Raw genomic sequence first — 26,754 nt, forward strand, 5'->3', positions numbered from 1 at the left:
GCCGTCAACAAGGCTAGGAGACCATCATGTCGAACATCATCGACAGAAGACTGAACGGCAAGAACAAGTCCGCCGTCAACCGCGAGCGTTTTCTGCGTCGCTTCAAGGCACAGATCAAGGAGGCAGTAGGCAAGGCCATCAAGGGGCGCAGCATTACCGATATTGATAGCGGGGAAAGCGTTTCGATTCCTGTAAAGGATATTTCCGAGCCGGTATTCCATCATGGTCGTGGCGGGGTGGCCGACCATGTGCATCCGGGTAATGAGGAATTTATCCGTGGCGACCGCTTCAACCGGCCTCAGGGCGGCGGTGGCGGAGGTGGTGGCGGCAAGGCCAGCAACGAAGGCGAGGGTGAGGACGACTTTGCGTTTCAGCTGTCACGCGAAGAGTTCATGAATGTCTTCTTTGAAGATCTGGCACTGCCGAATCTGGTCAAGACCCAGTTGATGGGGATCGAGGAAATGAAGCCGGTACGTGCCGGATATACCAATGATGGTACGCCGGCAAATATCAGCATCGTACGCAGCCTGCGTGGTGCGCTGGCGCGCCGTGTGGCCATGGCTGCGCCGACGCTGGGCAAGTTACGCGAGGCGGAAGAGGAGCTTGATACGCTGCTGGAGTCGGATGAGGACCATGCTTTCGAGATTCGTGAGCGGCGCAAACGTATTCATGCCTTGCGCGAGAAAATCAATCACATCCCGTTCATTGATCCCTATGACTTGCGCTACAACAACCGGGTCAAACAGCCGAAACCGACCAGCCAGGCAGTAATGTTCTGCATCATGGATGTGTCTGGCTCTATGGATGAGTCGAAAAAGGATATGGCCAAGCGTTTTTTCATTCTGCTGTATCTGTTCTTGCAGCGGAATTACGAAAAGATCGAGGTAGTGTTCATTCGACATCACACCAGTGCGGTCGAAGTGAATGAGCATGACTTTTTCCACTCGCGCGAGTCAGGCGGTACGGTCGTGTCATCGGCGCTGAATCTGATGAGCGATATCCTGCAGAAGCGTTACGCCAACAAAGACTGGAATATTTATTCGGCGCAAGCCTCTGACGGGGATAACTGGGATAGTGACTCGGCCAATTGCGGCAAGATTTTGCATGACAAACTGTTGCCTTGGTGCCAGTACTTTGCCTATATCGAAATTACCCAGGGCGAGCCGCAGAATCTTTGGTACGAGTATCTGCGCGTGGCAGACCAAAACAAGCATTTCGCCATGCAGAAAATCAGAACGCCATCGGACATCTATCCGGTATTCCGCGAGTTGTTCAAGCGTCAGCCGGCAACACGCTGAAAGGTTGGCCGCATAGTCCGGCCGGAGAGGGGGCATCATGAAACCGATTTCAAGCGGTTCGGAGTGGACCTTCGAGCTGATAGACGAATACGACAAGGCTATTCGCGAAATTGCACATGGCGAATTTCAGCTGGATACCTACCCGGTGCAGCTGGAAATCATTACTGCCGAGCAGATGATGGATGCTTACTCTTCGGTGGGTATGCCGGTCAATTACCATCATTGGAGTTTCGGCAAGCATTTCGTCTCGACCGAAAAAGGCTACAAGCGTGGTCAGATGGGCCTGGCTTATGAAATCGTGATCAACTCGAATCCCTGCATTGCTTACTTGATGGAAGAAAATACGGTAACGATGCAGGCCTTGGTCATCGCACATGCGGCCTATGGCCATAACAGCTTCTTCAAAGGTAATTATCTGTTCCGTACCTGGACGGATGCCTCGGCAATTATCGACTATCTGGTGTTTGCTAAGCAGTACATCACGCGTTGTGAGGAGCGTTATGGCATTGATGCAGTTGAGGAGTTACTGGATTCGTGCCATGCATTGATGAATTACGGGGTGGATCGTTATCAGCGCCCGCAAAGATTGTCGCTGGCCGAAGAGCAGGCACGTCAGGCCGACCGCGAAAACTATCTGCAGATGCAGGTGAATGATCTGTGGCGCACCATCCCCAAGCGCGAGCGCGATGATACGGCAAGGGCTGCACCGCGCTTTCCGGCGGAGCCGCAGGAGAATCTGCTGTATTTCATCGAGAAGTCAGCGCCGCTGCTGGAGCCATGGCAACGTGAAATCGTGCGTATCGTGCGCAAGGTTGCCCAGTATTTTTACCCGCAGAGACAAACGCAGGTGATGAATGAGGGTTGGGCTACGTTCTGGCACTACACTTTGCTGAATCGCCTGTATGAGAAGGGTCTGGTGACTGACGGTTTCATGCTCGAGTTTCTGCAAAGTCATACCAATGTGGTGTATCAGCCGCCGGTGCAGGCGCGCTGGTATAACGGTATCAATCCGTATGCGCTGGGCTTTGCCATGTATCAGGATATCAAGCGCATTTGCGAAAACCCGACGGATGAAGACAAGGAGTGGTTTCCGGATATCGCGGGCCAGCCGTGGCGACCGGTGCTCGAGTTCGCCATGCGCAACTTCAAGGACGAGAGTTTCATCTCGCAGTATTTGTCACCCAAACTGATCCGGGACTTCCGCCTGTTCTCGATTCGGGATGATGATCAGGATGACAAGCTGGAGGTGTCGGCGATACATGATGCTGCGGGCTATCGTGCTATCCGTAATATGCTTTCAGAGCAATACAACCTGGGTTCGCGTGAGCCGAATATCCAGGTCTGGTCGGTGAACGTGCGTGGGGATCGTAGCCTGACTCTGCGTCACAGCCGACATCGCCGCAAGCCACTGGATGAGGGCAGTGCCCGCGAGGTGCTTAAGCATGTAGCGCGCCTATGGGGTTTTGATGTGAAGCTTGAAAGCGTGGAGGAGGATGGCAAGGTATGCCAGTCCTTCGAGTGCAAGCCCGAAGTGCAGGCGGCAGTGTGATGTTGAGGCGGTAGCGTGATAAACGTAAGGTAATGAAAAATGGCCAGTCGCGACTGGCCATTTTCTTTTACGACGCGGGCTTAGTTCAGCCCCAACACATCCTGCATGTCAAACAGGCCGTGTGGCTTGGCTGACAGCCAGTGAGCAGCTCGCACTGCGCCATTGGCGAAGGTTGCGCGGCTTGATGCCTTGTGGGTGATTTCCACGCGTTCGCCAAGAGCGGCAAACAGTACGGTGTGGTCGCCCACGACGTCGCCTGCGCGCACGGTGGCAAAGCCGATTGTGCTAGGGTCGCGCTCGCCGGTTACGCCTTCGCGGCCATAGACGGCGCACTCTTTCAGGTCGCGGCCCAGTGCGTTGGCCACAACTTCACCCATGCGCAAGGCTGTGCCGGATGGCGCATCCACCTTGAAGCGGTGATGGGCTTCTGTAATCTCGATATCGTAGCCTTCGTTAAGAACGCGAGCCGCCATATCCAGCAGTTTGAAGGTCAGATTGACACCGACGCTGAAGTTGGCCGCAAAGACGATGCCGATTTTTTCGGCCGCCTGTTTGATGGCTGCTTTGCCGGCGTCATCAAAACCGGTAGTGCCGATAATCATCTGCACATTGTTTGCTACGCAGGCTGCCATATGCGCCAGGGTGCCTTCCGGGCGGGTGAAGTCGATCACTACATGAGCGCCGTCAAGGGCGGCTGCGAAATCGGTGCTGATGCTGACGCCGGTCTGGCGACCCATGAACAGGCCGGCATCCTGGCCGATGAAGGGGGAGTCTGCCTGGTCAATCGCCGCGTGCAAACGTGCGTCGGGCGAGGCGAGTACGGATTCGATCAGTGTTCGGCCCATGCGGCCGCTGGCACCGACGATGACAATATTGAGGCTTGACATCAGGGTAGTCCGGAAAAGATGTTAAGGGTTGGCTGGAACGTTGGCCGCAAAGGCATTGCCTTCGACCCGGCTCACCACATCCTTGTTAAAGTAGACCGTCAGGTTTTTCTCTTCTGGAGCCTTGCCCTGACGTTCGATGCGATAGAGATAGTCCCAGCGATCTGCATGGAACATGTCGTTGAGCAGTGGCGAGCCCAGCAGGAAGCGCACTTGCGAACGGCTCATGCCCGGCTTGACGCGGCTGACAGCCTCTTCGGTCACATAGTTGCCTTGCTGGATCACCATGCGGTGCGCGGTAAACCAGTTCATGGGGTTGATGCTGGAGCAGCCTGCCAGCAGGGCGCTGGACAGCAAAATTACTGAAGTCTTTTTGAACATCGCGTAACCACACCACCGTACGGGTTGGGGAATCCACTAAAAGGTTTTATCATACTGTAAGACCACTTACCAAAGATACCTGAAACCCAATGATGAACAAAGCCAGCCATCTGAAAGACATCGGTTTGAAAGCTACCGGCCCGCGTTTGCGGATCATGGAGCTGTTCGAAACGAGCAATGAACGCCATATGTCGGCCGAAGATGTCTACAAGAAACTGATTGCAGAAGACGCTGATATCGGTCTGGCAACCATCTACCGTGTACTGACCCAGTTCGAGCAGGCCGGCATCCTGATTCGCCATCATTTTGAATCCGGCAAGGCGGTATACGAGCTGAACGAGGGCGGCCATCATGATCATATGGTTTGCTATCGTTGCGGCAAGGTAACCGAGTTTTTCGATGAAAAAATCGAAGAACTGCAAAATGCGATTGCAGAGCAGCATGGCTTCCGCATCCAGGAGCACTCGCTGTATCTGTATGGCGAATGTGCCGAGTGCTGCGGCAGTGAGCGCAAGTCTTATCGTCGATGATTCCCTGGCTGGGTAAATCCCTGCACTTTCCACCAGTTACTCAGGCCTTGGCCGAGCCCGACGGTTTGCTGGCAGCTGGTGGAGATCTCTCAGTTTCCCGTCTCTTGCATGGCTACCGCCATGGCATCTTTCCGTGGTTTTCCCCCGGCGAGCCGATATTGTGGTGGAGCCCGTCCCGGCGCATGGTTTTGTTGCCGGGTGACCTGCATGTGCGCCGCTCGCTGGACAAGGTGCTGCGCAACAAGCCCTATCTGGTCACTTCAGACAGCAAGTTTGCCGAGGTGGTAAAGGGCTGCGCCGCGCCACGCGCGGGTCAGCACGGAACCTGGATTACCAGCGAGATACAGGCCGCCTATACTGAATTGCATCTTGCCGGCCATGCGCATTCCTTCGAGGTCTGGATGGATGGTGAGCTGGTTGGTGGCTTGTATGGTGTGCAGCTGGGTGCCGTTTTCTTTGGCGAATCGATGTTCTCGCGTCGGACGGATGCCTCCAAGATTGCCTTTGTTCATGCGGCAAAATGGTTGTTCGCAAACGGTATCGAGTTGATGGACTGCCAGTTTCATACCGATCACCTGGCCACGCTGGGAGCGCATGAGATCGGCAGGGATGAATTCTTGCGGCGTGTTTCAGCTGGTGTCGCACAAAAAATTGTCTGGCCTGCGCAGGGGTATGAGCATGAGTCACCGTGATCAGGATGCCGTTGCTGTCGTGCATTTTTATGCGACCGCGCCTTATGGCTGCAGTTATCTGGACGGGCGCTTGGCGCGCTCGCAAGTGGCGGTGCCGGCAGAGGCGATTGATACGGTGGTTTACAGCCAGCTGATTGCACTGGGCTTTCGCCGTAGTGGTGCATTTACCTATCGCCCATATTGCGATGCCTGTAATGCCTGCGTGCCGGTGAGAGTCCCGGTTAACCGTTTTGTGCCCGATAGAAGCCAGCGCCGTGCCGAGAAGCGTCACCAAGGCTTGCAGGCCAATATTTTGCCCTTGACCTTCGTTGAGGAGCATTTCGATCTTTACCGACGCTACCAGCAGGCACGCCATGATGGCGGTGGTATGTCTGAGGATGACCCGGTGCAGTATGCGGAATTTATCCTGAAGAGCCGGGTGGAGAGCTTGCTGGTGGAGTTTCGCGAGCAAGGCGTATTGAAGATGGTCAGCCTGATCGACCGTCTGGCTGATGGCTTGTCAGCGGTATATACCTTTTTCGAGCCCGATGATCGTGCCGCCTCTTATGGCGTTTACAACGTGCTGTGGCAGATAAGACTTGCCCGGCAACTGGGCTTGCCCTATCTCTATCTTGGCTACTGGATCAGCGAGTCACCCAAGATGTCGTACAAAACCCGTTACCAGCCACTGGAGCGGCTGGATAACGGGTTGTGGCGCGAGTTCGCTTGAATCAGCGTTTGGCCAGAGCGTTGGCGCATTCGCTGATCAATTGCGGGCCGCGATAAATCAGGCCGGAATACAATTGCACCAGCGTCGCGCCCGCCTCGATCTTCTCTTTGGCATCTTCGCCGCACAAAATACCGCCCACACCAATAATCGGCAGTGCACCGTCCAGGTGATGTGCCAGGTTGCGAATCAGTGTTGTCGAGCGTTCGCGAACTGGCGCACCAGACAGGCCGCCGGCTTCGTTTTCCAGCGGATGGCCGGCAATTTCGCTGCGTGACAGGGTGGTGTTGGTGGCGATGACGGCGTCCAGCTTGTTATCAACCAGCAGGCGGGCGATTTCTGCGGTCTGTTCGCCGTCCAGATCCGGTGCAATCTTGACGGCCAGTGGCACGTAACGGCCGTGCTGGTCTGCCAGTCGCGACTGGCGATTCTTCAGTGCTTGCAGCAGGTCACCGAGCTCATCCGCCTGTTGCAGCTGACGCAGATTCTTGGTGTTCGGCGAAGAAATATTGACCGTGATGTAGCTGGCGCATTCATAAACGCGATCCAGGCAGATCAGGTAATCGTCTTTGGCGTTTTCAATGGGTGTGCTGGCATTCTTGCCGATATTGATGCCCAGAATGCCCTGAAAGCGGCTGTTGCGGACATTCTGCAGTAGCGCATCCACCCCTTTGTTGTTGAAGCCCATGCGATTGATGATGCCTTGATGCTCAGGCACACGGAACAGGCGCGGCTTGGGGTTGCCATCCTGTGGCTTGGGGGTGATGGTGCCAATCTCGATAAAGCCGAAGCCCAGGCCAGCAAGTGCGTCGATGTGATCGCCATTCTTGTCGAGGCCGGCGGCAAGGCCAACCGGATTGGGAAAGGTAAGACCCATGGCTTTCACCGGGTTGCGGCCAACCTTGCCGGACAGCAGGCTGCTCAGTTGCAGGCGATGTGCCGTATCCAGCAGCGAAAGCGTGGTCTCGTGGGCCTTTTCGGCATCGGTCTTGAACAGCAAAGGGCGAAGCAGCGGGTAAAGCATCAGGTTCTCCGGGCGGCCATCTTGGCCGCCTGTCTTGTTGGTATCGGTTTACAGAATCTGGCAGGCGTCAGCAAAGGCAAAGCGTGGCGAGCGCGCGAACAGCTTGCTGGCATCGCCATAGCCCAGATTGATCAGGAAGTTGGCTTTCACCGTGCTGTTCGCAAAGAAGGCGGCATCCAGTGCGGCCTGGTCAAAGCCGGACATCGGACCGCAATCCAGACCCAGAGCGCGAGCGGCCATGATCAGGTAAGCGCCTTGCAGGGCGCTGTTGCGCTCGGCGGTTGCCTTGATGGCCGCATCGTTGCCGGCAAACCAGCTACGCGCATCGGCATGCGGAAACAGGAAAGGCAGTTGTTCGTAGAAGGCCATGTCCATAGCGACAATGACAGTTACCGGCGCACTCATGGTTTTCTCGACATTGCCTTCTGACAGGCAAGGCTTGAGCTTGGCCTTGGCCTCGGCACTGCGCACGAAAACAAAACGTGCTGGCGAGCAGTTGGCGCTGGTCGGAGCCATCTTCAGCAGGTCAAACAGCTGTTGCAGTGTTTCGTCGTTGACTGCGCGATCTTGCCAGGCATTGTGGGTGCGGGCGTTATTGAACAGCTGATCCAGGGCGCTATCGCTCAGATGGGTAGACATGGATGTTTCTCCTCGGTTTTTGTTTGGTTCTGCGGTTTATGGCGTTGGTTTGGCTGTGCCTGCCGTGATTTCATCCAGCGAAGAGGGTTCGCCATTGCGGGCAATCACGGTGATGGCCACGCGGCGGTTTTGGGCGCGGCCCTCAGCAGTCTCGTTGGCCGCAACCGGCATGGTTTCGGCGCGGCCAACGGCGACGAGGCGTTCAGGCGCGATGCCTTGCTCCATGAACAGGCGGACGATGCTGCCGGCGCGCGCGGCGGATAATTCCCAGTTGGACGGAAAGTAGGCATTGCGAATCGGAATATTGTCGGTAAAGCCTTCGACGCGCACTTCATTCGGCACTTGTGCCAACTGCTGGGCAACGGCAGCCAGAATCTGTGGCGAGTTGCCGCTAGGCAGGGCTTGGCCCACCGGGAAAAGGGCCGAATCCTTGATCTCGATATGAATGCCATCCTCGCCCTGGCGCAGGGTGGCAAGACCATCTTTCATCAAGGGATCCAGGCTTTTTGCGACGTTTTCGCTGAGTTTTTGCAGGCGTTCGCGTTCTTGCAGCTTTTGCTGGCCCTTGACTGCGGTGGCGATCGGTTTGGTATTCGGCACTTCGATCATGGTGTTGGCGCTGCCGGATGGCGGCGTCACCTGAATGGCGAGGTCGCCGCTGCGGAAGGCATCAATCATGGCGCTGGACAGTACGCGATACTTGCCCTCGTTGACTTGGGAAATCGCGTACATCACCACAAAAAAAGCGAACAGCAAAGTAATGAAGTCGGCGTAGGAAACCAGCCAGCGTTCATGGTTTTCGTGCTCTTCTTCCTGCTTGCGTCGTCGTGCCATTTTAATGATGCTCCGCTATCAGTGCAGCTGGGTGCTGAACATGTCACGCACGCCAGTGCTCAGGCTGACACCGATGCGACGGGCAAAACGGCTGGCCAGATCGTCGGTCGGCGTGTAGTCAACCAGTGTTTCTGCCTTGATCTGTTCGCGGGCAACCGAGCCGACCGAGCCCAGACCATCGCTGAGGCCTAGCGCGATGCTGCTGCTGCCCAGCCAGACGCGGCCACTGAACAGAGTGTCGTCACCTTTCAGACGTTGGCCGCGGCCCTGTTTCACCACAGCGATAAACTGCTGGTGAATCTCGTCAAGCAGTGACTGGTGTATGACTTCCTGTTCCGGCTTGAGTGGCGAGAACGGGTCGTTCATCGCCTTGTTGCTGCCGGCAATGGCCAGGCGGCGTTCGATGCCGAGTTTGTCCATCGCACCGGTAAAACCGAAACCGTCAGACACGACGCCGATCGAGCCGATGATGCTGGCCTTGTCGACAAAAATCTTGTCTGCCGCCGCGGCGATGTAATAGCAGCCCGAGGCGCAAACCTCTTCGACCACCACAAATACCGGAATTTTCGGATGTTGCTGTTTGAGGCGGCGGATCTCGTCATTGGCAATGCCGGCAAGTACCGGGCTGCCGCCGGGGCTGTTGGCCTGAATGATGATGCCCTTGGTAGCAGGGTCGTCATAAGCCATGTGCAAGCCTTCGATCAGCTTGTCGGTGATGCGGTTTTCGCTGTCGATGGTGCCATCAAGACTGATAACGGCGGTGTGCTCGCCGCTGAGGTCAACGCTTTCGCCCGGCCGCTCGTATATTGCGAGGGCGATAACGCTAATGACCACGCCCAGCCAGGCAAGGCGGAAGAAGTTTTTCCATTGCCGGCTGCGTTTTTGTTCCTGCAGCGAGGCGCTGGCGAGTTTTTCAATCAGTTGGCGTTCCCACTTGGGATCATTTTCCATGATGAGCTCTATGAGTGGCGATTAATGCCGAGTCAGGACGGTAGCAAACAATATATTTGGCCATTACGTTCGATAATCGTCAATGCCGACAGGCTGCGACCGCGGCACGGGCCAGCGAGGCAAAGTCCGGTTTGTGGCTGATAAAGCGCCCCGTGCATGCTGCAGATCAGATAGCGTTTTTCATGATCGAGCAGCTTGCCCGGCTGCCAGTCAAGTTCTACTGGCACGTGCTGGCAACGATTGATATAGCCATAAACCTGTCCGTCGAAACGGATGACAAAGGCAGGGACTTCCTCGTGCGTCAGCTGAAGCCGGAAAGGAAATCCATCGCCCTTGTCGAGTAGCGCGCTGCTGGCGCAGATCAGCAGTTCGGTATCAGCCATTTATAGACGTCTTCGAATCGATCACAAATCTTCAGCGGATCAAAGCTGGCCAGGGTTTCGCTGTCATGCGCGCCATAGCTGACAGCCAGTGCGCTGGCGCCAGCATGACGAGCCAGCAGCATGTCGTGGCTGGTATCTCCCACCATCAGGGTGCGTGCTGGCTTGCAGCCGCCGAAGTCGCAGATTTCCAGCAGCATTTGCGGGTGCGGCTTCGATGGGCATTCGTCAGCGGTGCGCGTGGTGATGAAGTGGTGGCCCAGCCCGGTTTCCTGTAAGGCATGATCAAGGCCGCGCCGGCTCTTGCCAGTAGCAACCGCCAGCATATGGCCGGCGTTTTCGAGTGCGGCCAACCCTTCGCGCACGCCGGCAAATAGTTCGATCACCTCGTCCTGGCTGACGAACTGCTGGCGATAGGCGTCGGCGAGTTCGGGATAGCGCGCCGGCGGCAGGGTGGGGCAGGCTTGCAGCAGCGCTTCGCGCAAGCCGAGACCGATTACGTGGCTGGCGGCCTCGCGGCTGGGGATGGGCTCGCCAAGCTGGGCGCAGGCACGCTGGATAGCCTGTGCAATATGCGCGGTCGAATCCATCAGCGTGCCGTCCCAGTCGAAGACAATCAGGTCGAAGGCTTGGCTCATGCTTTGGGCAGGCTCTCCAGATAGCGGGTCAGTTCGGCGGGTAGCGGGGCGTGCAGCTTCAGCGGCTCGCCGGTCAGCGGGTGTGGCAGCTCAAGGTTGGCCGCATGCAGGAACATGCGCTTGAGGCCGGTTCTTTGCAGCTCGCGATTGGCGGCAAAGTCGCCATATTTCTCGTCGCCGGCAATCGGGCAGCCGTTGGCTTGCATGTGGACGCGAATCTGGTGGGTGCGGCCGGTGCGCAGCAGGGCCTCGACCAGCGTGCAGCCGCGATAGCGTTGCTGCACGGTGAAGATTGTATGGGCATAAATGCCTTGTGCCTCATCCACGCGCACCATGCGTTCGCCGCTCGGCGTGTGGAAACGATGCAATGGCAGCTTTACATTGCGGACATCGCGCGGCCAGTCGCCAAGCCCAAGGGCGAAATAGCGCTTTTGCGGCACGTCATTGCGGATCATGTCGTGCAGTTTGACCAGCGCCGAGCGTTTCTTGGCGATCATCAACAGGCCCGATGTTTCGCGGTCCAGGCGATGAACAAGCTCCAGATAACGCGCCTCCGGGCGTGCTTTGCGCAACTGTTCGATCACGCCAAACGACACGCCGCTGCCGCCGTGCACGGCGATGCCGGCCGGCTTGTTGATGACAAGCAGGGCATCGTCTTCGTAAATGACGGGGAACTCGTGGCGCGGGATGTCGCCGCCTTTTTCGGGTGCTTTCTCGGCAATCCGAATCGGTGGAATGCGAATTGCGTCACCGCTTTTCAGCTTATGCTGAGCGTCAGCACGACCCTTGTTAACCCGTATCTCGCCAGAGCGGATAATGCGGTAAATATGACTCTTCGGCACCCCCTTCAACAGGCGGGTAAGGAAGTTGTCGAGTCGCTGATCGTGGCCGTTTTCATCAACGGTTACGAAAGTGACGGAATCTTTGCGTATGTCTGTCATAAGGCTTATACTCCGTTGGCTCATTCGCCTGAAGCTAGTGCGATGTGTAGCACACCGGAAATGGGTCGCGAACAATAATGTTTGTGGCGCTGCTGCGCAACAAGAACCGGCCGGCAGGACTCGGTCCTGACCTGACGCCAGTTGCAACCGGGCGCAGCCAAAGGTTATCTCGCTCACCGAAAGTAGCGATGTTAATGCATTTGCATGCATGACGCACTCACGCCAGTATTCCTTCCATGACGCCAAGCCCGTTGTGGAATGCGCAGCAAAGTTTGACCCGGCGCGGTCTCCCGAATCCTTTGCCGTCCTGTTGGTGACAAAACAGGGCGCAAGCTGATGCCCGAATAAAAGCGGTGCACGGGCCGTGTGATAAAAAGAAGTAGGCTGAAAACCTCGTAGTCTAGCGCTCTTTACAATTACTTCTTGATGGTATGCGCTCATTTCACTCATTGAGCCGTCAAATACTTGCTGTACCCCTTGCGTGAGTGCCACGCGCAGGGACGTTTACATGAAACGCATGTTGTTTAATGCAACGCAGGCCGAAGAGCTTCGCGTTGCTATTGTCGATGGGCAAAAACTCATCGACCTCGATATCGAGACCGTAGGCAAAGAGCAGCGCAAGGGCAATATCTACAAGGGTACCATTACCCGTATCGAGCCTTCGCTGGAAGCCTGTTTTGTTGATTACGGTACCGATCGCCACGGCTTCCTGCCATTCAAGGAAGTTGCCCGTTCCTATTTCCAGAATTACGAAGGTGGCCGTCCGCGCATTCAGGATGTTTTGCGTGAAGGCATGGAAGTTGTCGTGCAAGTCGAAAAGGACGAGCGCGGCAACAAGGGTGCGGCGCTGACAACCTATGTCAGCCTCGCCGGGCGCTATGTCGTGCTGATGCCAAACAACCCGCGCGGTGGTGGTGTTTCGCGCCGCATCGAGGGTGAAGAGCGTCAGGAGCTCAAGGACTTGCTGGCTCAGCTCGAAGTGCCTAACGGCATGAGCCTGATCGCCCGCACTGCCGGTATCGGCCGCTCGCTGGAAGAACTGCAGTGGGACCTCAACTACCTGCTGCAACTGTGGCGTGCAGTTGATAATGCAGCTACCGCACAGAAATCGCCATTCCTGATTCTGCAGGAAGGCAGTCTGGTCATTCGCGCCATTCGCGATTACTACCAGCCTGATATTGGCGAAATTCTCATCGACACCGAAGAGATCTACGAGCAGGCTCGCCAGTTCATGAGCCACGTGATGCCCAATAACGTTGGCCGCGTGAAGCTTTACAAGGATCCGGTGCCGCTGTTCTCCCGCTTCCAGATCGAGCACCAGATCGAAACCGCCTTCTCGCGCAGCGTAACCCTGCCGTCCGGTGGTGCGATCGTGATAGACCATACCGAAGCCCTGGTATCGGTGGATGTGAACTCGGCGCGCGCCACCAAAGGTGCCGATATCGAGGACACGGCTTTCCGTACCAACCTCGAAGCAGCCGAAGAAATCGCCCGTCAGCTGCGTCTGCGTGACCTCGGTGGCCTGATCGTCATCGATTTCATCGACATGGAAAACCAGAAGAACCAGCGTGACGTGGAAAACCGTCTGCGCGAGGTGCTCAAGCATGACCGTGCCCGCGTGCAAATGGGCAAGCTGTCGCGCTTTGGTTTGCTGGAATTGTCGCGTCAGCGTCTGCAGCCAAGCTTGGGTGAAACCAGTCATGTGCCATGCCCGCGTTGTCATGGTATCGGCTTCATTCGTGGTATCGAATCGTCCGCCTTGCACATCCTGCGCATCATCCAGGAAGAGGCAATGAAGGAAAATACCGGTGCTGTGCATGCGCAAGTGCCGGTGGATGTGGCGACCTTCCTGTTGAACGAAAAGCGTGCCGAGATCTACTCGATCGAAGCGCGTCTGGATGTGTCGGTGGTGCTGATTCCTAACCTGCATCTGGAAACGCCGCACTACAAGATCGTGCGCGTTCGTCATGACGATCTGGCTGAAGTTGGCGATGCGCCGAGCTATCGTCGTGTCGAGATGCCTGAAGATGAAGCTGCTGTGCCGTTCGGTCAGGAAAAGCCGAAAGCCGAGCGTCTTGAGGCTGCTGTGAAGGGTATTACTCCGGCTCAGCCTGCCCCGCAAGCGGCACCGCAGCCTGCTGAACCGGTTGCGCCAGTGGTCAGCGAGCCAGGTCTGGTTGCCAAGGTCGTTGGCTGGTTCAAGGGCCTGTTTGCCGAGGCGCCGGCTGCAGAAGTGAAGCCTGCAGCAGTTGAAGAGAAGAAACCAGTGCGTGGCCCGCGTGCCCAGCGCAACGAGCGTCGTCAGGGCGCGGGTCGTCGCGAGCGCGAAGAGCGTCAGGGTGAGCGTCAGCCGCGTGAAGAGCGCCAGCCTCGCGAAGAGCGTGCGCCGCGTCAGGATCGTCGTAATGACGAGCGTCGTAACGAAGTGCGTGATGAAGCGGCTGTTCAGCCGCGCCAGGAGCGTCAGCCACGTGAAGAGCGTCAGCCGCGCCGCGAGCGCGATCAGGCAGCATCCCGTCAGGAGCAGCCGCGTCAGGAGCAATCTCGTCCTGAGTTGACACCAGAGCAGTTGGCCGCGCGTGAGCAGCGTGAGGCGGCTCGTGAGCAGCGTCGTCGTGAGCGCGAGCAGCAACGTTTGGCGGCGCGCGAGCAGCAACAGGCTGAGGCGACAGCGCAGGCTGAAGCAGTTGTGTCTGCCGAGCTGGCGCAAGATCCTGTGCAGGCTGTGGCTGCCGAGGGCGAGCAAATGCAGGCTGGCGAGCGTGAAGGTCGCGAGCCGCGCGAGCGTCGCCGTCGTCGTCGCAATCGTGATCGTCGTGAAGAGCAGCTGCAAGACGGCGTAGTGGCCGAGCAGGATGAGGCAGTTGAGCCTGTGCTTGCTGCGCCGGTCGTTGCTGAGGCGGTTGCCGAGATGCCGGTTGCGTCGCCTGTGCTTGAGGCGGCTTCTGCGGTAGTCGAGGCCGTTGCCCCGCAAGCAGATGCGCCAGTTGCTGTGGTTGTGCCGGCTGTCGAAGCCCCTGCGGTTGCCGAAGTGGCTGAGCCCGTGGTGGTGGCTGTTGTATCTGAAGTGCAAGCTACGCCAGTTGTGGTGGCTGAGGCGGAGCCGGAGGCTGTGGCTGCTGTCGAAACCGAGCAAGTCTCGACTGTGGCGCTTGCTGAGGCTGTAGAGCCGGTAGTTGCGCCGGTCGAAGAGCCAGCTGTTGCCGCTGCGCAGCCAGCCTTGGTGCAGGTTGTCACCGAGAGCAAGCCGGTGGATCTCGGTGGCCTGGTGATGGTTAGTACCCGTCCGGCCAGCGAGCTGCCTGTGGTGGCCGAGCCTGAGCCTGCTGCGGCTGGCAAGCGCCGTCGCGAAGTAGTGCGTGCCGAGGCCGAGTTGCCGTCCGCTGTCGAGATGGTGCAGGTGCAGACGCGTAATGATCAGTAGTAAATAAACCCGCATGGTCTGGCCCGATTTTGTTAAAAATCGGGCTTGACTATGCTGGCGGCAGTGTCTAAACTGCGCACCTCTTTACGGCAATTCCCTGATAGCTCAGTCGGTAGAGCGACGGACTGTTAATCCGCAGGTCCCTGGTTCGAGTCCAGGTCGGGGAGCCAAAAATCTGGAAGGTTGGCCGCAAGGCGAGTCTTCAAACAAGTTGTGTGTTCCCTGATAGCTCAGTCGGTAGAGCGACGGACTGTTAATCCGCAGGTCCCTGGTTCGAGTCCAGGTCGGGGAGCCAAAATCCGGAAGGTTGGCCGTAAGGCGAGTCTTCAAACAAGTTGTGATGTTCCCTGATAGCTCAGTCGGTAGAGCGACGGACTGTTAATCCGCAGGTCCCTGGTTCGAGTCCAGGTCGGGGAGCCAAAATCTGGAAGATTGGCCGCAAGGCGAGTCTTCAAACAAGTTGTGTGTTCCCTGATAGCTCAGTCGGTAGAGCGACGGACTGTTAATCCGCAGGTCCCTGGTTCGAGTCCAGGTCGGGGAGCCAAAATCCGGAAGGTTGGCCGTAAGGCGAGTCTTCAAACAAGTTGTGATGTTCCCTGATAGCTCAGTCGGTAGAGCGACGGACTGTTAATCCGCAGGTCCCTGGTTCGAGTCCAGGTCGGGGAGCCAAAATCTGGAAGGTTGGCTGTAAAGCAAGTCTTCAAACAAGTTGTGATGTTCCCTGATAGCTCAGTCGGTAGAGCGACGGACTGTTAATCCGCAGGTCCCTGGTTCGAGTCCAGGTCGGGGAGCCAAAAATCTGGAAGGTTGGCCGCAAGGCGAGTCTTCAAACAAGTTGTGATGTTCCCTGATAGCTCAGTCGGTAGAGCGACGGACTGTTAATCCGCAGGTCCCTGGTTCGAGTCCAGGTCGGGGAGCCAAAACACCAAAAGCCCGCTGATAGCGGGCTTTTTCGCATGTGTACGCAAAGGAGAAGCCATGTTCGGACAGATGCTGGCTATCGCGGTCGGGGCGGTGCTGGGTGCGTGGTTGCGCTGGGGCTTGTCCTTGTCGCTGAATCGCCTGTTTCCGCTGATCCCGCCGGGGACTTTGCTGGCCAACTGGATTGGTGCCTATCTGATCGGTTTGCTGGCTGGCTTGTTTGCGGCCAACCCGCATTGGCTGCCCGAGTGGCGTGCCTTGTTGCTGACCGGTTTTCTCGGGGCCTTGACGACGTTTTCGACGTTCTCGCTGGAAATAATTTCCCTCGTGCAGCATTCGCGCTATGGCGAGGCCTTGCTGGCGTCGGCGCTGCATCTGTTCGGTTCGCTCTTGCTGACGGCATTCGGCTTCTGGTGTGCACGTTTGCTGGCCTGAGTTCAGATCCTGGCTGGCGATAGAGATGGCTGCCAAGCCCTCATCAGCCATTGCAGCGTACAAATAAAAACAGCCCGTCGGTGACGGGCTGTTTTGCTTGCTGTGGCGATTATTTGCCTGCCAGCCAGTCTTTGGTGCTGGCCAGTGCGGCAGCCAGATTTTCCGGCTGGGTACCACCGGCTTGCGCCATGTCCGGACGACCGCCACCCTTGCCGCCCACTTGCTGGGCGACGTGGTTGACCAGCTCGCCAGCCTTGAAGCGACCGGTCAGGTCTTTGGTGACGCCGGCAATCAGCGAGACTTTGCCGTCTGCCTTGCTGCCCAGTACGATCAGCGCCGAACCCAGCTTGTCTTTCAGCTTGTCCAGTGTGTCACGCAGGGTGGCGGTGTCGGCACCTTCGAGTTCGGCAGCCAGCAGCTTGACGCCGCCAATCTCGATAGCCTGTTCGGCCAGGCTGTCGCCAGCCGAAGCCGCCAGCTTGCCTTTCAGGCTGGCCAGTTCTTTTTCCATTGCCTTCATGTCGGCTTGCAGCGCGCCGATCTTGCCCAGTACGTCGTCGGTGCTCTGCGCCTTCAGGCCGGCAGCGGCGGCTTTCAGCAGCGCATCCTGTGCCTGGACGTAAGCAACCGCACCTTCGCCGGTTACGGCTTCGATACGACGCACGCCGGCCGCGACACCGCCTTCGGAGACGATCTTGAAGAAGCCGATGTCGCCGGTGCGGCCAACGTGGGTGCCGCCGCACAGTTCGGCAGAGAATTCGCCCATCGACAGTACGCGCACTTCGTCGCCGTACTTCTCGCCAAACAGTGCCATCGCGCCGGCACGGACGGCGTCGTCAAACGACATCACACGAGCCTGCACATCATAGTTGGCCGCAATCACGTGATTGACCACGCGCTCGAGTTCGGCGATTTCTTCGGCGGTGACCGGCTGGCCGTGGGCGAAGTCAAAGCGGGTACGTTCGGCATTAACCAGCGAGCCTTTCTGGGCAACGTGGGTGCCCAGCACCTTGCGCAGTGCAGCGTGCAGCAGGTGAGTCGCCGAGTGGTTGCGTGCAGTGGCCTGGCGCTTGTGCAGGTCGATGGTAGCCTGCACCACGTCGCCGACTTTCAGCTCGCCACGGGCCAGACGGCCGGTGTGGCCGAATACTGCGGATTTGATTTTCTGGGTGTCGGCAACATCAAACAGCGCGCCAACGCCGCCGGCAACGGAGATCTCGCCGACGTCACCCACCTGGCCACCACCTTCCGCATAGAAGGCGGTGTTGTCGAGTACGACGATACCTTCATCGCCTGCGGCCAGGTTCTGTACCGGCTCGGTGCCCTTGTACAGCGCAACAATCTTGGCATCCACGCTGTTATTGCTGTAGCCGTGGAAGGTAGTGTCGATGCCGTCGTAGCTGACATTACCGGCGACCTTGAAGGCCGAGGCGGCGCGGGCGCGGGTACGTTGCTCTTCCATCGCGCACTCGAAGCCGTCCATGTCGACTTCGATATTGCGCTCGCGGCAGATGTCGGCAGTCAGGTCGACAGGGAAGCCGAAGGTATCGTACAGCTTGAAGATGGTGTCGCCATCCATGCGGGTCTTGCCGCCTTCGAGCGCAGCATCTACCAGCGCCATGCCGGTTTCCAGTGTTTCGGCAAACTTGATTTCTTCGGTGCGCAGCGCGTCTTCGATCACGGCCTGCTTCTGGCGCAGTTCCGGATAGGCATCGCCCATTTCGGCAACCAGGTCAGCCACGATCTTGTGGAAGAACAGGCCTTTCTGGCCCAGTTTGTAACCGTGGCGGATAGCGCGGCGTGCGATGCGGCGCAGCACGTAGCCGCGGCCGTCGCTGGACGGCAGGATGCCGTCGGCGATCATGAAGGAGCAGGCACGGATGTGGTCGGCAATCACTTTCAGCGATGGCACGTCCTGGCTGTAGGCAATGCCGGTTTCGCGCGCGGCGGCTTTCACCAGGCAGGCAATACCGTCGGTTTCGTAGTTGGACTTTACGTGCTGCAGCACGGTGGACAGGCGCTCGAGGCCCATGCCGGTGTCGACGGACGGCTTCGGCAGCGGGTGCAGGGTGCCGGTCTCGTCGCGGTTGAACTGCATGAAAACGTTGTTCCAGATTTCCATGAAACGGTCGCCGTCTTCGTCCGGGCTGCCCGGTGGGCCGCCGGCAACGTCTTCGCCATGGTCGAAGAAGATCTCGGTACATGGGCCGCACGGGCCGGTGTCGCCCATGGTCCAGAAGTTGTCGGAGGCGTATGGCGCACCCTTGTTGTCGCCGATGCGGACGATCTTGTCAGCCGGCAGGCCGACGACCTTGTGCCAGATGTCATAGGCTTCGTCGTCGGTAGCGTAAACCGTCACCATCAGCTTGTCTTTTGGCAGGGCCAGCCACTGGTCGCCGGTCAGGAATTCCCAGGCAAAGGTGATGGCGTCATGCTTGAAGTAATCGCCAAAGCTGAAGTTGCCCAGCATTTCAAAGAAGGTGTGGTGACGGGCGGTGTAGCCGACGTTTTCCAGGTCGTTGTGCTTGCCGCCTGCGCGCAGGCATTTCTGGCTGGTGGTGGCGCGGGTGTAGTCGCGCTTTTCAAAGCCGAGGAACAAGTCCTTGAACTGCACCATGCCGGCCACGGTGAACATCAGGGTCGGATCATTGCCCGGAATCAGGCTGCTGGAAGCCACCACCTGGTGGTTTTTACTGGCGAAGAAGTCGAGAAACTTCTGGCGGATTGCTGAGGTTTTCATTGTGCGGATTCAATAATTTGAGTGAATTCGGACTGCAGCCGCATACCGTGTGCTGCAAGGCAAAAAAAGCGATGCCCGATTGTGGCAAGCGGCTGGCCGGCTGGCAAGTGTCGCGTTCGGGCGGGTGTGCAGTCGCGCTGCAGCAAGGTGTCGGCTGGCGCAAGGTGTGCAGGGTGTCGGCTGGCGCAAGGTGTGCAGGGTGTCAGGCGCGTGGATGGGGCGGTTAGGCCAGTGTTTTGGCCGGTGATCCTGGCCGGCATCCGGCGCGATTCAATACTCTTCGTCCGGCAGGCCTTGCAGTACCTTGCGGATGATTTCGGCCGAAAAACCGCGGCTTGCGAGAAAACGGGTCTGTTTCAGCCGTTCTTTCTGGTCGGCAGGTGCCTCGCCGAATTTGCGCTGCCAGATCTCGCGGGCGGTAGTCAGGTCATCCTGTGCGGCCAGGGTTTCCTTGATCAGCTCGCGCTCGACGCCGCGTTCGCGCATTTCCTGGGCGATGCGCAGGCTGCCGTATTTGCGGCCGCGAGCATTGGCAAACTGCTCGGCAAAGCGGCTGTCGGATTGCCAGAGGTTGGCCGCAAGGCTGTCGAGCAGGGCCTCGAGCTCTTCTGCCGATTCGGCAAACGGCGCGAGCCGCCGCTTCAGTTCCAGCCGCGTGTATTCGCGGCGGGACAGAAGGTCGACGGCTCGGACCTGGAGGCTTCTGACCGGTTTGGGGCGGTCGCTGTTCATCAGGCGTCGAACGGATCGTCCGCCAGTTCGTCACCATCCGGCTGACCTTCGGTGATCTCGACTTTGACGCCGACTTTTTCGCGGATCTGGCGCTCGATTTCCTGGGCGATGGCCGGATTGTCTTTCAGCCAGCCACGGGTATTGTCCTTGCCCTGGCCGATCTTCTGGCCCTTGTAGGCATACCAGGCGCCGGACTTGTCGATGAAACCGTGCTCCACGCCCATATCGATGATTTCGCCTTCGCGGCTGATACCTTCGCCGTAGAAAATATCGAAGATGGCTTCGCGGAACGGTGGCGATACCTTGTTCTTCACCACCTTGACGCGGGTTTCGTTGCCGATGACCTCGTCGCCCTTCTTGATGCCGCCGATACGGCGGATATCCATACGCACCGAGGCGTAGAACTTCAGCGCATTACCGCCGGTGGTGGTTTCAGGGCTGCCGAACATCACGCCGATCTTCATGCGGATCTGGTTGATGAAGATCACCAGGGTGTTGGTGCGCTTGATATTGCCGGTCAGCTTGCGCAGCGCCTGGCTCATCAGGCGGGCGTGCAGGCCGACGTGGTTGTCGCCCATTTCGCCTTCGATTTCGGCCTTAGGCACCAGCGCGGCCACCGAGTCGACCACGATGATGTCCACGCCGCCGGAGCGAACCAGCATGTCGGCGATTTCGAGCGCCTGTTCGCCGGTGTCCGGCTGGGAGATCAGCATCTCGTCAACCTTGACGCCCAGCTTTTGCGCGTAGGACGGATCGAGCGCGTTTTCGGCGTCGATATAGGCGCAAGTGCCGCCCAGTTTTTGCGCTTCGGCCACCACCTGCAGACACAGGGTAGTTTTACCGGACGATTCCGGGCCGTAGATCTCGACGACACGGCCGCGTGGCAGGCCGCCTACGCCTAGGGCGAGGTCAAGGCCGAGCGAGCCGGTGCTGATCACCTGCAGGTTGTCATGCACCTGGTTGTCGCTCATGCGCATGATCGAGCCCTTGCCGAACTGCTTTTCGATCTGGGCCAGGGCGGCCGCGAGGGCCTTGCTCTTGTCTTCGGTGCGTTCTGCCATGCTTGCTCCGTATCGGTAAACCGGTAATGTTCAGGATGAATTTGATTATGTACGTTTTCAGGTGGCCTGCCAAATCTAATTTGCCGGACGGCCTTGCAGCTTGTGGCTGGCGTACACATATCCTGTTGTGAATCCGCGGATTATCGCACAAACCGCCTTGCGGCCAACGTTGCATAAATGCCGAATGCCGGCAGGCGTGCCGGCTATGAAGCAACCGCCAGCCATGACAGAATGAACAATATGCTGAACGAACGCACACAATTTTTGCTGAAAGTGCTGGTCGAGCGTTATATCGCCGACGGCCAGCCGGTGCCATCCAGAACACTGGCGACCGTGTCGGGGCTGGAGCTGTCGCCGGCCTCGATCCGCAATATGTTGGCCGATCTCGAGCAACAGGGCCTGATCGCCTCGCCGCACACCTCGGCCGGGCGGGTGCCGACGCCGCAGGGCTACCGGCTGTTTGTCGATCGCCTGCTGACCATAGGCCAGCTGGATGAGGCGACCCTGCATGGCATGCAGCATGCGATGCAGCCGGACAGCCCGCAGCGCATGCTGCAGACCGCCTCGCAAATGCTGGCCGATCTCACCCAGTTTGCCGCCGTGGTACTGACGCCACAGCGTGCCGACGGTGCGTTTCGCCAGATCGAATTCTTGCGCCTGTCCGAGCGCCGCGTGCTGATGATTCTGGTAACGCTGGACGGTGATGTGCAGAACCACCTGTTTCACACCCCGCGTGACTACGAAAGCCACGAGCTGATAGCTGCGGCCAACTTCCTCAACGAGCACTACGCCGGCCAGGCCTTGGCCGAGGTGCTGGCTCGCATGGAGCAGGAGTTGTCCAGCTTGCAGGGCGATATCAGCGCGCTGATGACGGCGGCGCTGCGCATCAGCCAGCAGCAGCTGGGCGAGGACGAGGTGGTGATTGCCGGCGAGAGCCATCTCTTGCATGTGCATGACTTCAGTCACGACCTGCAGCGCCTGCGCGAGCTGTTTGATACCTTCCAGCGCAAGACCGAGCTGATGCGCCTGCTGGAGCAAAGCCGCGGTGCGCAGGGGGTGAACCTTTTCATCGGCGAGGAGTCCGGTGTCATGACGCTTGGCGATTGCAGCGTGGTGACTGCGCCGTATCACCGCAACGGCCAGCTGGTCGGCACTCTCGGTGTCATCGGCCCGACGCGCATGGCCTACGAGCGGGTGATTCCGATTGTCGACATCACCGCGCGGCTGCTGTCGGGCGCGCTCAGCTATCAGGATTAGCCCCGGTTTTATTGCCGCCCGCCATTTGCGTTAAGCTGCCACCGAATCTGCTGCCTTGCGGCCAACTTTAATCATTGACCTGGAGACGGCATGTCCCGATTTTCCCGTTTTGTTGCTGGTGCCTGCACCGTCATGGCCGGCCTCGCCGCCATGCCGGCGCTGGCGGATGCCGGCTTTCTTGCTCGCGCCGATGTGCAGCGCTATATCGACGAACAAGTCGCCGGCGGCCAGCTGAACCGTGCCGAGATGGAGGCGGTGTTCGCCAATGTCGAACTCAAGCCCAATATCATCCAGATCATGGACCGCCCCTCGACCGCGCGGCCGTGGTACCAGTTTCGCCAGAGTTTTTTCACCGACAAGACCATCAACCAGGGCGTAGCGTTCTGGCAGCAGCACGCCGCCACGCTGGAGCGTGCCGAGCAGGTTTATTGTGTGCCGCCCGAGATGGTGGTGGCCATCATCGGCATCGAGACGCGCTATGGCCAGGTGACCGGCAGCTTCCGTCTGGCCGATGCCTTGTCGACGCTGGCCTTTGACTACCCGCGCCGCGCCGCGTTTTTCCGTGACGAGCTGACGGCGTTTTTCCGCCTCGCCCGCGAGGAAAACATCAATGCGCTGACACTGAAGGGCAGCTACGCCGGCGCGATGGGCATTCCGCAGTTCATGCCGTCCAGCTTCCTGAAGTGGGCAGTCGATTTCGATGGCGATGGCCATCGCGATATCTGGAATAACCCGGCCGACGCCATTGGCAGTGTCGCCAGCTACTTCCAGCTGCATGGCTGGCTGAAAGGCGACGATGTGGTGATTCCGGCCGAGGTCACACCACAGGCCGACATCGAGGCGCTGAACAAGGACAAGTTCAACCTGCATTACACGGTGAAAGAGCTGAAAGCCCGTGGTGTGGTGCCGCTGGCCGACGTCAGCGACAAGGCGCTGGCCGTGCTGGTGCCGCTGGAGGTCTCGCCAGGCATCACCCGTTACTGGCTGGGCCTGAACAATTTCTACGCCACCACGCGCTACAACAAGAGCACGCTGTATGCGATGGTGGCGCACGAAATGTCGCAGGAAATCCGCGCGCGTTATCTGCAGGCCAAGTTTGCGCCGGCACCTTTGGCCCCGTGAACTGACCAGCTTGTGCCTGCCACAAGGCGGCACAAGCTGCTAGAATCGCCGCCATGACTTATCAAGTGCTCGCCCGCAAGTGGCGCCCGAAACGCTTTGCTGACCTGGTTGGTCAGGAGCATGTAATCCGGGCGCTGTCCAATGCGCTGAAAGAATCACGCCTGCATCACGCCTACCTGCTGACCGGTACGCGTGGTGTCGGCAAGACTACCATCGCCCGCATTCTGGCCAAGAGCCTCAATTGCGAGCAGGGGCCGACGGCCGAGCCGTGTGGCGTCTGCCAGGCGTGTACCCAGATTGACGGCGGTCGCTTTGTCGATCTGCTCGAGATCGACGCCGCGTCCAATACCGGCATCGACAATATCCGCGAGGTACTGGAAAACGCCCAGTACACGCCGACCATGGGCCGCTACAAGGTCTACATCATCGACGAAGTGCACATGCTGTCCAAAAGTGCCTTCAATGCGATGCTGAAGACCCTCGAAGAGCCGCCTGCCCACGTCAAGTTCATCCTTGCCACCACCGACCCGCAAAAAGTGCCGGTAACGGTGCTCAGTCGTTGTCTGCAATTCTCGCTGCGCAATATGACGCCGCAGCAGGTGGCCAGCCATCTTGCGCATATGCTCGATGTCGAAGGCGTGCCCTACGAAAGCGGCGCGCTGGCCTTGCTTGGCCGTGCGGCGGCTGGTTCGATGCGTGATGCGCAGTCCTTGCTGGATCAGGCAATTGCCTATGGCCTTGGCGAAGTGAAGGAAGACGGCGTGCGCGCCATGCTGGGTGCGGTCGACAAACGTTATCTGTTTGCCTTGCTGGCAGCGCTGGCGGCCGCTGATGGCGCCCGGCTGATCGACGAGGTCGAAACCTTGGCCGCACGCGGCATCGGTTTTGACAATGCGCTGGCCGAGCTGGCCAATCTCTTGCACCAGATTGCGCTGGCGCAGACGGTGCCGGCAGCGATTGCCGAGGACGAGCCCGAGCGCGAAGTGCTGTTTGCGCTGGCTGGCGAGCTGTCACCCGAAGACGTACAGCTGTACTACCAGATCGCGCTGCATGGCCGGCGTGATCTGGCACTCGCGCCGGACGAACACGCCGGCTTCTCGATGACCATGCTGCGCATGCTGGCCTTTCATCCGGTACAAGGTGGCAGCCTGATGACGGCCAACCCGACGCCCGCCGCCGCGGCTACAAGGTCTGCGCCCGCGCCACAGGCGGCAAAGCCGCTTGATAGCGCTGCCGCGCCGGCCGCCGCCAGTCGCAGCAAGGCCTTGCTGGCGAGTCTGTCCAGCCCGAAAGCGGCGCGCAGTCTGCCCGAGCGCTCAGCTGCCGGCAGCGAGCCTGCCACCGCGCCCGAGCCGGAACCCGAGCCTGCGCGCGTTGCGCCAGCGCTTGCGCTTGCGGCCAACCCTGGTCGTCAGCCGGCTGAACGCGAGCCCGCACCGTGGGAGGATCAGCCGCTAGTACAGCCGGCGCCGCCGTCGCCAGCTGCCGCGCAAGTGACCGCGGTTGCCCCGCCGGTCGCCGTGCCTGAAGAAGCCGACGACGAGCGCGAGCCGGAAGAAGTGCTGGAAGTCCAGCCGGTCGAAGACGACAGCGAGCTGGCTTCCTATATGAGCATGCAGGCCGAGGCCGATGCGGCGCTGTACGAGGCCGCACCGCCGCCCCAGAGCAGCTTTGACGGTGACTGGCATGCGCTGATCACGCTGCTGGGCCCACGCATGGGCACCGCGCGCATGCTGGCCGAAAACGCGGCACTGAAAAGCTGGAATGGCCAGACTTTCGAACTGGCCGTGCCGGAATCTTTCCGCAGTTTTGCCAGTCGCGACTATCAGGAAAAACTGCGTAACCTGCTGACGCAACACCTGCGCCAGCCGGTACAGATCAGCGTGACGGTCGAGGCCTTGACGGTGGAAACACCGGCAATGCTGGCCGCACGCGGCAAACGTGAACAACTGGCCGAAGCGCGGCAGTTGTTCCAGAACGACAAGCTGGTGCAGCAACTGGTGCAGGAAATGGGCGCCACCTTGCTGCCCGAGACCATACAACCCGTTCAGGAGTAAATGAAGATGTTTGGTAAAGCCGGTATCGCCGGGCTGATGAAGCAAGCCCAGCAAATGCAGGAAAACATGAAAAAGGCGCAGGAAGAACTGGCCAAGGTCGAAATCGAAGGCCAGGCCGGTGCCGGTCTCGTCAAGGTGGTGATGACCTGCAGCCATGACGTCAAGCGTGTCAGCATCGACGACAGCCTGCTGGAAGACGCCAAGGAAGACAAGGAAATGCTGGAAGACCTGATCGCTGCCGCCTTCAACGACGCCAGCCGCAAGGCCGATGCTACCAGCCAGGAACGCATGTCCTCGTTCACCGCCGGCATGAACCTGCCTGCAGGCATGAAATTCCCGTTCTGATCTTCAGCGCGTGAAACGTTGGCCGCAATGCTGTCATGGCTTGCGGCCATTTGCTTGTCACCGGAAAGCCCGCCATGCTGCACTATCGCGCCGCCCGTCCGGCTGATCTGGATGCCATCTACCGCATCTATCAGCACCCGGGCGTCTTGCCTTATCTGAGTGTCGACGGCATGAGCCGCGACGACTTCGCTGCCTATCTCGCCACGCTGCTGGCTGACGGCCAGTTTCATGCTGTCGAAGACGGCGGCGAGCTGGTCGGTTTTTACCGCACGCTGCGTTACGACGGCCGCGCCAGCCATGTCGCCTATCTGGGTACGCTGGCGGTGGACCCGGCGCGGCAAGGGCAGGGCATTGCCCGGCAGATGGTCGAGCATGCCGTCAGCCAGCTGTTTGCCGCCGGCGTGCAGCGCGTGCAGCTGATGGTCGAGGCCGACAATCCGCGGGCGCAGGCGTTATACCGCCAGCTCGGTTTTGTGCATGAAGGCACCCAGCGGGCCGCCTACAAACGTGGCGACGACTATATCGATGAATGGCTGATGGTGCGTTTTGCCCCCGGCTTTGTTGCGGCCAACCTTGAGGAAGCCCCATGAAAAACCCGCCCTCGCTCGATCAGCTGATTTCGGCGCTGAAAGTGCTGCCCGGAGTCGGCCCCAAATCGGCGCAGCGCATGGCGTTTCACCTGCTGCAGCGCGACCGCGCCGGTGCCGACAAGCTGGCGCGCGCGCTAGACAAGGCCTTGCTGAGCCTGCGCCATTGCGAGCGTTGTCACACCTTCAGCGAGGTGCCGCTATGCAATGTCTGTGCCGATGAAACGCGGCGGCAGGACTTGCTGTGCGTGGTCGAGATGCCGGCCGACCTCTTGATGCTGGAGCAGACCAAGAGCTACGACGGCCTGTATTTCGTGCTGATGGGGCGCTTGTCACCGCTGGATGGCGTCGGGCCGAAAGATCTCGATCTGGAAAAACTGGTCGCCCGCGCCAGCGACGGCAAGGTGCAGGAGGTGATCATCGCCACCAATTTCACCGCCGAAGGCGAGGTGACGGCACACCTGTTGGCCGAGCTGTTCAAGCGTCAGGGGCTGAAAGTCACCCGTATCGCACGCGGCATGCCGGTGGGTGGCGAGCTGGAATATGTCGACCCCGGCACGCTGGCGCAGGCGATGTACGAGCGGCGCACGCTGGGCGATTGAGCCTGCCTGTTGCAGCCGTGGCCG

Annotated in this window: 25 protein-coding genes and 7 tRNA genes; 20 read left to right on the forward strand and 12 right to left on the reverse strand. The window is 59.2% G+C overall.

Annotation, left to right across the window (positions count from 1 at the left end; translation table 11 throughout):
- The first annotated feature begins 26 nt into the window (after positions 1–26).
- The gene (locus ACZ9W6_RS04945) at positions 27–1,298 is read left to right on the forward strand and encodes a YeaH/YhbH family protein (RefSeq protein ID WP_465189967.1); all 1,272 of its coding nucleotides are present in this window, start codon (positions 27–29) and stop codon (positions 1,296–1,298) included.
- A gap of 37 nt (positions 1,299–1,335) precedes the next feature.
- Positions 1,336–2,847 (forward strand): SpoVR family protein, encoded by a 1,512-nt coding sequence (locus tag ACZ9W6_RS04950; protein WP_465189968.1) that lies wholly within the window; start codon positions 1,336–1,338, stop codon positions 2,845–2,847.
- Between the two features lie 80 nt (positions 2,848–2,927).
- Here the strand turns inward: ACZ9W6_RS04950 and dapB are convergent, their stop codons facing one another.
- Positions 2,928–3,734, reverse strand: a complete 807-nt coding sequence (gene dapB / locus ACZ9W6_RS04955; RefSeq protein WP_465189969.1) for a 4-hydroxy-tetrahydrodipicolinate reductase — start codon at positions 3,732–3,734, stop codon at positions 2,928–2,930.
- 21 nt (positions 3,735–3,755) lie between these two features.
- Positions 3,756–4,043: an outer membrane protein assembly factor BamE gene (locus ACZ9W6_RS04960; RefSeq protein ID WP_465189970.1), complete on the reverse strand. Its 288-nt coding sequence runs from the start codon at positions 4,041–4,043 to the stop codon at positions 3,756–3,758.
- 161 nt (positions 4,044–4,204) lie between these two features.
- Here ACZ9W6_RS04960 and fur point away from each other — a divergent pair, with 161 nt between their 5' ends.
- From fur to ACZ9W6_RS04975, 3 genes are read left to right on the forward strand one after another with little or no spacing between them, the layout of a single operon-like run.
- Positions 4,205–4,642 (forward strand): ferric iron uptake transcriptional regulator, encoded by a 438-nt coding sequence (gene fur / locus ACZ9W6_RS04965; RefSeq protein WP_465190117.1) that lies wholly within the window; start codon positions 4,205–4,207, stop codon positions 4,640–4,642.
- On the forward strand, positions 4,639–5,334 hold the full coding sequence (gene aat, locus ACZ9W6_RS04970) for a leucyl/phenylalanyl-tRNA--protein transferase (protein WP_465189971.1): 696 nt from the start codon (positions 4,639–4,641) through the stop codon (positions 5,332–5,334). Before fur ends, aat begins: the two co-directional genes overlap by 4 nt.
- The gene (locus ACZ9W6_RS04975) at positions 5,321–6,043 is read left to right on the forward strand and encodes an arginyltransferase (RefSeq protein ID WP_465189972.1); all 723 of its coding nucleotides are present in this window, start codon (positions 5,321–5,323) and stop codon (positions 6,041–6,043) included. The genes aat and ACZ9W6_RS04975 overlap by 14 nt, the downstream gene beginning before the upstream one ends.
- Before the next feature lies 1 nt (position 6,044).
- Here ACZ9W6_RS04975 and ACZ9W6_RS04980 read toward each other — a convergent pair whose 3' ends face one another.
- Genes ACZ9W6_RS04980 through ACZ9W6_RS05010 form a run of 7 tightly spaced genes read right to left on the reverse strand, consistent with a single transcriptional unit; the run spans position 6,045 to position 11,447 of the window.
- On the reverse strand, positions 6,045–7,064 hold the full coding sequence (locus tag ACZ9W6_RS04980) for a quinone-dependent dihydroorotate dehydrogenase (RefSeq protein WP_465189973.1): 1,020 nt from the start codon (positions 7,062–7,064) through the stop codon (positions 6,045–6,047).
- A 48-nt stretch (positions 7,065–7,112) separates the two neighbouring features.
- Positions 7,113–7,703, reverse strand: coding sequence for a malonic semialdehyde reductase (locus tag ACZ9W6_RS04985; RefSeq protein WP_465189974.1), 591 nt, complete (start codon positions 7,701–7,703; stop codon positions 7,113–7,115).
- Positions 7,704–7,739: 36 nt separating this feature from the next.
- On the reverse strand, positions 7,740–8,537 hold the full coding sequence (gene motD / locus ACZ9W6_RS04990) for a flagellar motor protein MotD (RefSeq protein ID WP_465189975.1): 798 nt from the start codon (positions 8,535–8,537) through the stop codon (positions 7,740–7,742).
- An 18-nt stretch (positions 8,538–8,555) separates the two neighbouring features.
- Positions 8,556–9,488, reverse strand: coding sequence for a S49 family peptidase (locus ACZ9W6_RS04995; protein WP_465189976.1), 933 nt, complete (start codon positions 9,486–9,488; stop codon positions 8,556–8,558).
- Between the two features lie 32 nt (positions 9,489–9,520).
- The gene (locus ACZ9W6_RS05000; protein WP_465189977.1) at positions 9,521–9,871 is read right to left on the reverse strand and encodes a Rieske (2Fe-2S) protein; all 351 of its coding nucleotides are present in this window, start codon (positions 9,869–9,871) and stop codon (positions 9,521–9,523) included.
- Entirely contained in the window at positions 9,850–10,506 is a 657-nt protein-coding gene (locus ACZ9W6_RS05005) for an HAD-IA family hydrolase (protein ID WP_465189978.1), read from the reverse strand. Before ACZ9W6_RS05005 ends, ACZ9W6_RS05000 begins: the two co-directional genes overlap by 22 nt.
- Complete coding sequence (locus ACZ9W6_RS05010; RefSeq protein WP_465189979.1) at positions 10,503–11,447, reverse strand: RluA family pseudouridine synthase; 945 nt, start codon at positions 11,445–11,447, stop codon at positions 10,503–10,505. Before ACZ9W6_RS05010 ends, ACZ9W6_RS05005 begins: the two co-directional genes overlap by 4 nt.
- Positions 11,448–11,955: 508 nt before the next feature.
- Between ACZ9W6_RS05010 and ACZ9W6_RS05015 the strand changes: the two genes are divergently transcribed.
- The 9 genes from ACZ9W6_RS05015 (at position 11,956) to crcB (ending at position 16,227) form a co-directional block, all read left to right on the forward strand.
- On the forward strand, positions 11,956–14,871 hold the full coding sequence (locus ACZ9W6_RS05015) for an Rne/Rng family ribonuclease (protein WP_465189980.1): 2,916 nt from the start codon (positions 11,956–11,958) through the stop codon (positions 14,869–14,871).
- 94 nt (positions 14,872–14,965) lie between these two features.
- A tRNA-Asn gene (locus ACZ9W6_RS05020) sits at positions 14,966–15,041 on the forward strand.
- Between the two features lie 49 nt (positions 15,042–15,090).
- Positions 15,091–15,166 (forward strand) — tRNA-Asn (locus tag ACZ9W6_RS05025).
- A gap of 49 nt (positions 15,167–15,215) precedes the next feature.
- Positions 15,216–15,291: transfer RNA gene (locus ACZ9W6_RS05030), tRNA-Asn, on the forward strand.
- A 48-nt stretch (positions 15,292–15,339) separates the two neighbouring features.
- Positions 15,340–15,415 (forward strand) — tRNA-Asn (locus tag ACZ9W6_RS05035).
- A gap of 49 nt (positions 15,416–15,464) precedes the next feature.
- Positions 15,465–15,540: transfer RNA gene (locus ACZ9W6_RS05040), tRNA-Asn, on the forward strand.
- A 49-nt stretch (positions 15,541–15,589) separates the two neighbouring features.
- Positions 15,590–15,665 (forward strand) — tRNA-Asn (locus tag ACZ9W6_RS05045).
- 50 nt (positions 15,666–15,715) lie between these two features.
- A tRNA-Asn gene (locus tag ACZ9W6_RS05050) sits at positions 15,716–15,791 on the forward strand.
- A 58-nt stretch (positions 15,792–15,849) separates the two neighbouring features.
- On the forward strand, positions 15,850–16,227 hold the full coding sequence (gene crcB, locus ACZ9W6_RS05055) for a fluoride efflux transporter CrcB (protein WP_465189981.1): 378 nt from the start codon (positions 15,850–15,852) through the stop codon (positions 16,225–16,227).
- A 109-nt stretch (positions 16,228–16,336) separates the two neighbouring features.
- Here the strand turns inward: crcB and alaS are convergent, their stop codons facing one another.
- The 3 genes from alaS to recA all read right to left on the reverse strand — a co-directional run bounded on the left by alaS (position 16,337) and on the right by recA (position 20,760).
- The gene (gene alaS / locus ACZ9W6_RS05060) at positions 16,337–18,967 is read right to left on the reverse strand and encodes an alanine--tRNA ligase (protein ID WP_465189982.1); all 2,631 of its coding nucleotides are present in this window, start codon (positions 18,965–18,967) and stop codon (positions 16,337–16,339) included.
- Positions 18,968–19,237: 270 nt separating this feature from the next.
- The gene (gene recX / locus ACZ9W6_RS05065) at positions 19,238–19,699 is read right to left on the reverse strand and encodes a recombination regulator RecX (protein ID WP_465189983.1); all 462 of its coding nucleotides are present in this window, start codon (positions 19,697–19,699) and stop codon (positions 19,238–19,240) included.
- Positions 19,699–20,760, reverse strand: a complete 1,062-nt coding sequence (gene recA, locus ACZ9W6_RS05070; protein WP_465189984.1) for a recombinase RecA — start codon at positions 20,758–20,760, stop codon at positions 19,699–19,701. The genes recX and recA overlap by 1 nt, the downstream gene beginning before the upstream one ends.
- Positions 20,761–21,000: 240 nt before the next feature.
- Between recA and hrcA the strand changes: the two genes are divergently transcribed.
- The 6 genes from hrcA to recR all read left to right on the forward strand — a co-directional run bounded on the left by hrcA (position 21,001) and on the right by recR (position 26,730).
- Positions 21,001–22,017, forward strand: coding sequence for a heat-inducible transcriptional repressor HrcA (gene hrcA / locus ACZ9W6_RS05075; protein ID WP_465189985.1), 1,017 nt, complete (start codon positions 21,001–21,003; stop codon positions 22,015–22,017).
- 90 nt (positions 22,018–22,107) lie between these two features.
- Positions 22,108–23,139, forward strand: coding sequence for a lytic murein transglycosylase B (gene mltB / locus ACZ9W6_RS05080; protein ID WP_465189986.1), 1,032 nt, complete (start codon positions 22,108–22,110; stop codon positions 23,137–23,139).
- A gap of 53 nt (positions 23,140–23,192) precedes the next feature.
- A complete protein-coding gene (gene dnaX / locus ACZ9W6_RS05085; protein ID WP_465189987.1) occupies positions 23,193–25,196 on the forward strand; it encodes a DNA polymerase III subunit gamma/tau in 2,004 nt (667 codons plus the stop codon).
- A 6-nt stretch (positions 25,197–25,202) separates the two neighbouring features.
- Complete coding sequence (locus ACZ9W6_RS05090; RefSeq protein WP_465190118.1) at positions 25,203–25,541, forward strand: YbaB/EbfC family nucleoid-associated protein; 339 nt, start codon at positions 25,203–25,205, stop codon at positions 25,539–25,541.
- A 74-nt stretch (positions 25,542–25,615) separates the two neighbouring features.
- Positions 25,616–26,131, forward strand: a complete 516-nt coding sequence (locus ACZ9W6_RS05095; protein WP_465189988.1) for a GNAT family N-acetyltransferase — start codon at positions 25,616–25,618, stop codon at positions 26,129–26,131.
- Positions 26,128–26,730: a recombination mediator RecR gene (gene recR / locus ACZ9W6_RS05100; RefSeq protein ID WP_465189989.1), complete on the forward strand. Its 603-nt coding sequence runs from the start codon at positions 26,128–26,130 to the stop codon at positions 26,728–26,730. Before ACZ9W6_RS05095 ends, recR begins: the two co-directional genes overlap by 4 nt.
- Positions 26,731–26,754: the final 24 nt, after the last annotated feature.

Source organism: Vogesella lacus (assembly GCF_979366295.1).

What these genes read in the sequence shown, in the direction of transcription:
- ACZ9W6_RS04950 (WP_465189968.1), top strand. Translation starts at nt 1,336, where the DNA reads ATGAAACCGATTTCAAGCGGTTCGGAGTGGACCTTCGAGCTGATAGAC.
- ACZ9W6_RS05090 (WP_465190118.1), top strand. Translation starts at nt 25,203, where the DNA reads ATGTTTGGTAAAGCCGGTATCGCCGGGCTGATGAAGCAAGCCCAGCAA.
- ACZ9W6_RS04985 (WP_465189974.1), bottom strand. Translation starts at nt 7,703, where the DNA reads ATGTCTACCCATCTGAGCGATAGCGCCCTGGATCAGCTGTTCAATAAC.
- ACZ9W6_RS04945 (WP_465189967.1), top strand. Translation starts at nt 27, where the DNA reads ATGTCGAACATCATCGACAGAAGACTGAACGGCAAGAACAAGTCCGCC.
- ACZ9W6_RS05095 (WP_465189988.1), top strand. Translation starts at nt 25,616, where the DNA reads ATGCTGCACTATCGCGCCGCCCGTCCGGCTGATCTGGATGCCATCTAC.
- alaS (WP_465189982.1), bottom strand. Translation starts at nt 18,967, where the DNA reads ATGAAAACCTCAGCAATCCGCCAGAAGTTTCTCGACTTCTTCGCCAGT.
- ACZ9W6_RS05010 (WP_465189979.1), bottom strand. Translation starts at nt 11,447, where the DNA reads ATGACAGACATACGCAAAGATTCCGTCACTTTCGTAACCGTTGATGAA.
- hrcA (WP_465189985.1), top strand. Translation starts at nt 21,001, where the DNA reads ATGCTGAACGAACGCACACAATTTTTGCTGAAAGTGCTGGTCGAGCGT.
- ACZ9W6_RS05015 (WP_465189980.1), top strand. Translation starts at nt 11,956, where the DNA reads ATGAAACGCATGTTGTTTAATGCAACGCAGGCCGAAGAGCTTCGCGTT.
- recR (WP_465189989.1), top strand. Translation starts at nt 26,128, where the DNA reads ATGAAAAACCCGCCCTCGCTCGATCAGCTGATTTCGGCGCTGAAAGTG.
- aat (WP_465189971.1), top strand. Translation starts at nt 4,639, where the DNA reads ATGATTCCCTGGCTGGGTAAATCCCTGCACTTTCCACCAGTTACTCAG.
- motD (WP_465189975.1), bottom strand. Translation starts at nt 8,537, where the DNA reads ATGGCACGACGACGCAAGCAGGAAGAAGAGCACGAAAACCATGAACGC.
- recX (WP_465189983.1), bottom strand. Translation starts at nt 19,699, where the DNA reads ATGAACAGCGACCGCCCCAAACCGGTCAGAAGCCTCCAGGTCCGAGCC.
- mltB (WP_465189986.1), top strand. Translation starts at nt 22,108, where the DNA reads ATGTCCCGATTTTCCCGTTTTGTTGCTGGTGCCTGCACCGTCATGGCC.
- dnaX (WP_465189987.1), top strand. Translation starts at nt 23,193, where the DNA reads ATGACTTATCAAGTGCTCGCCCGCAAGTGGCGCCCGAAACGCTTTGCT.
- dapB (WP_465189969.1), bottom strand. Translation starts at nt 3,734, where the DNA reads ATGTCAAGCCTCAATATTGTCATCGTCGGTGCCAGCGGCCGCATGGGC.
- ACZ9W6_RS04980 (WP_465189973.1), bottom strand. Translation starts at nt 7,064, where the DNA reads ATGCTTTACCCGCTGCTTCGCCCTTTGCTGTTCAAGACCGATGCCGAA.
- ACZ9W6_RS04960 (WP_465189970.1), bottom strand. Translation starts at nt 4,043, where the DNA reads ATGAACTGGTTTACCGCGCACCGCATGGTGATCCAGCAAGGCAACTAT.
- fur (WP_465190117.1), top strand. Translation starts at nt 4,205, where the DNA reads ATGAACAAAGCCAGCCATCTGAAAGACATCGGTTTGAAAGCTACCGGC.
- crcB (WP_465189981.1), top strand. Translation starts at nt 15,850, where the DNA reads ATGTTCGGACAGATGCTGGCTATCGCGGTCGGGGCGGTGCTGGGTGCG.
- ACZ9W6_RS05005 (WP_465189978.1), bottom strand. Translation starts at nt 10,506, where the DNA reads ATGAGCCAAGCCTTCGACCTGATTGTCTTCGACTGGGACGGCACGCTG.
- ACZ9W6_RS04995 (WP_465189976.1), bottom strand. Translation starts at nt 9,488, where the DNA reads ATGGAAAATGATCCCAAGTGGGAACGCCAACTGATTGAAAAACTCGCC.
- recA (WP_465189984.1), bottom strand. Translation starts at nt 20,760, where the DNA reads ATGGCAGAACGCACCGAAGACAAGAGCAAGGCCCTCGCGGCCGCCCTG.
- ACZ9W6_RS05000 (WP_465189977.1), bottom strand. Translation starts at nt 9,871, where the DNA reads ATGGCTGATACCGAACTGCTGATCTGCGCCAGCAGCGCGCTACTCGAC.
- ACZ9W6_RS04975 (WP_465189972.1), top strand. Translation starts at nt 5,321, where the DNA reads ATGAGTCACCGTGATCAGGATGCCGTTGCTGTCGTGCATTTTTATGCG.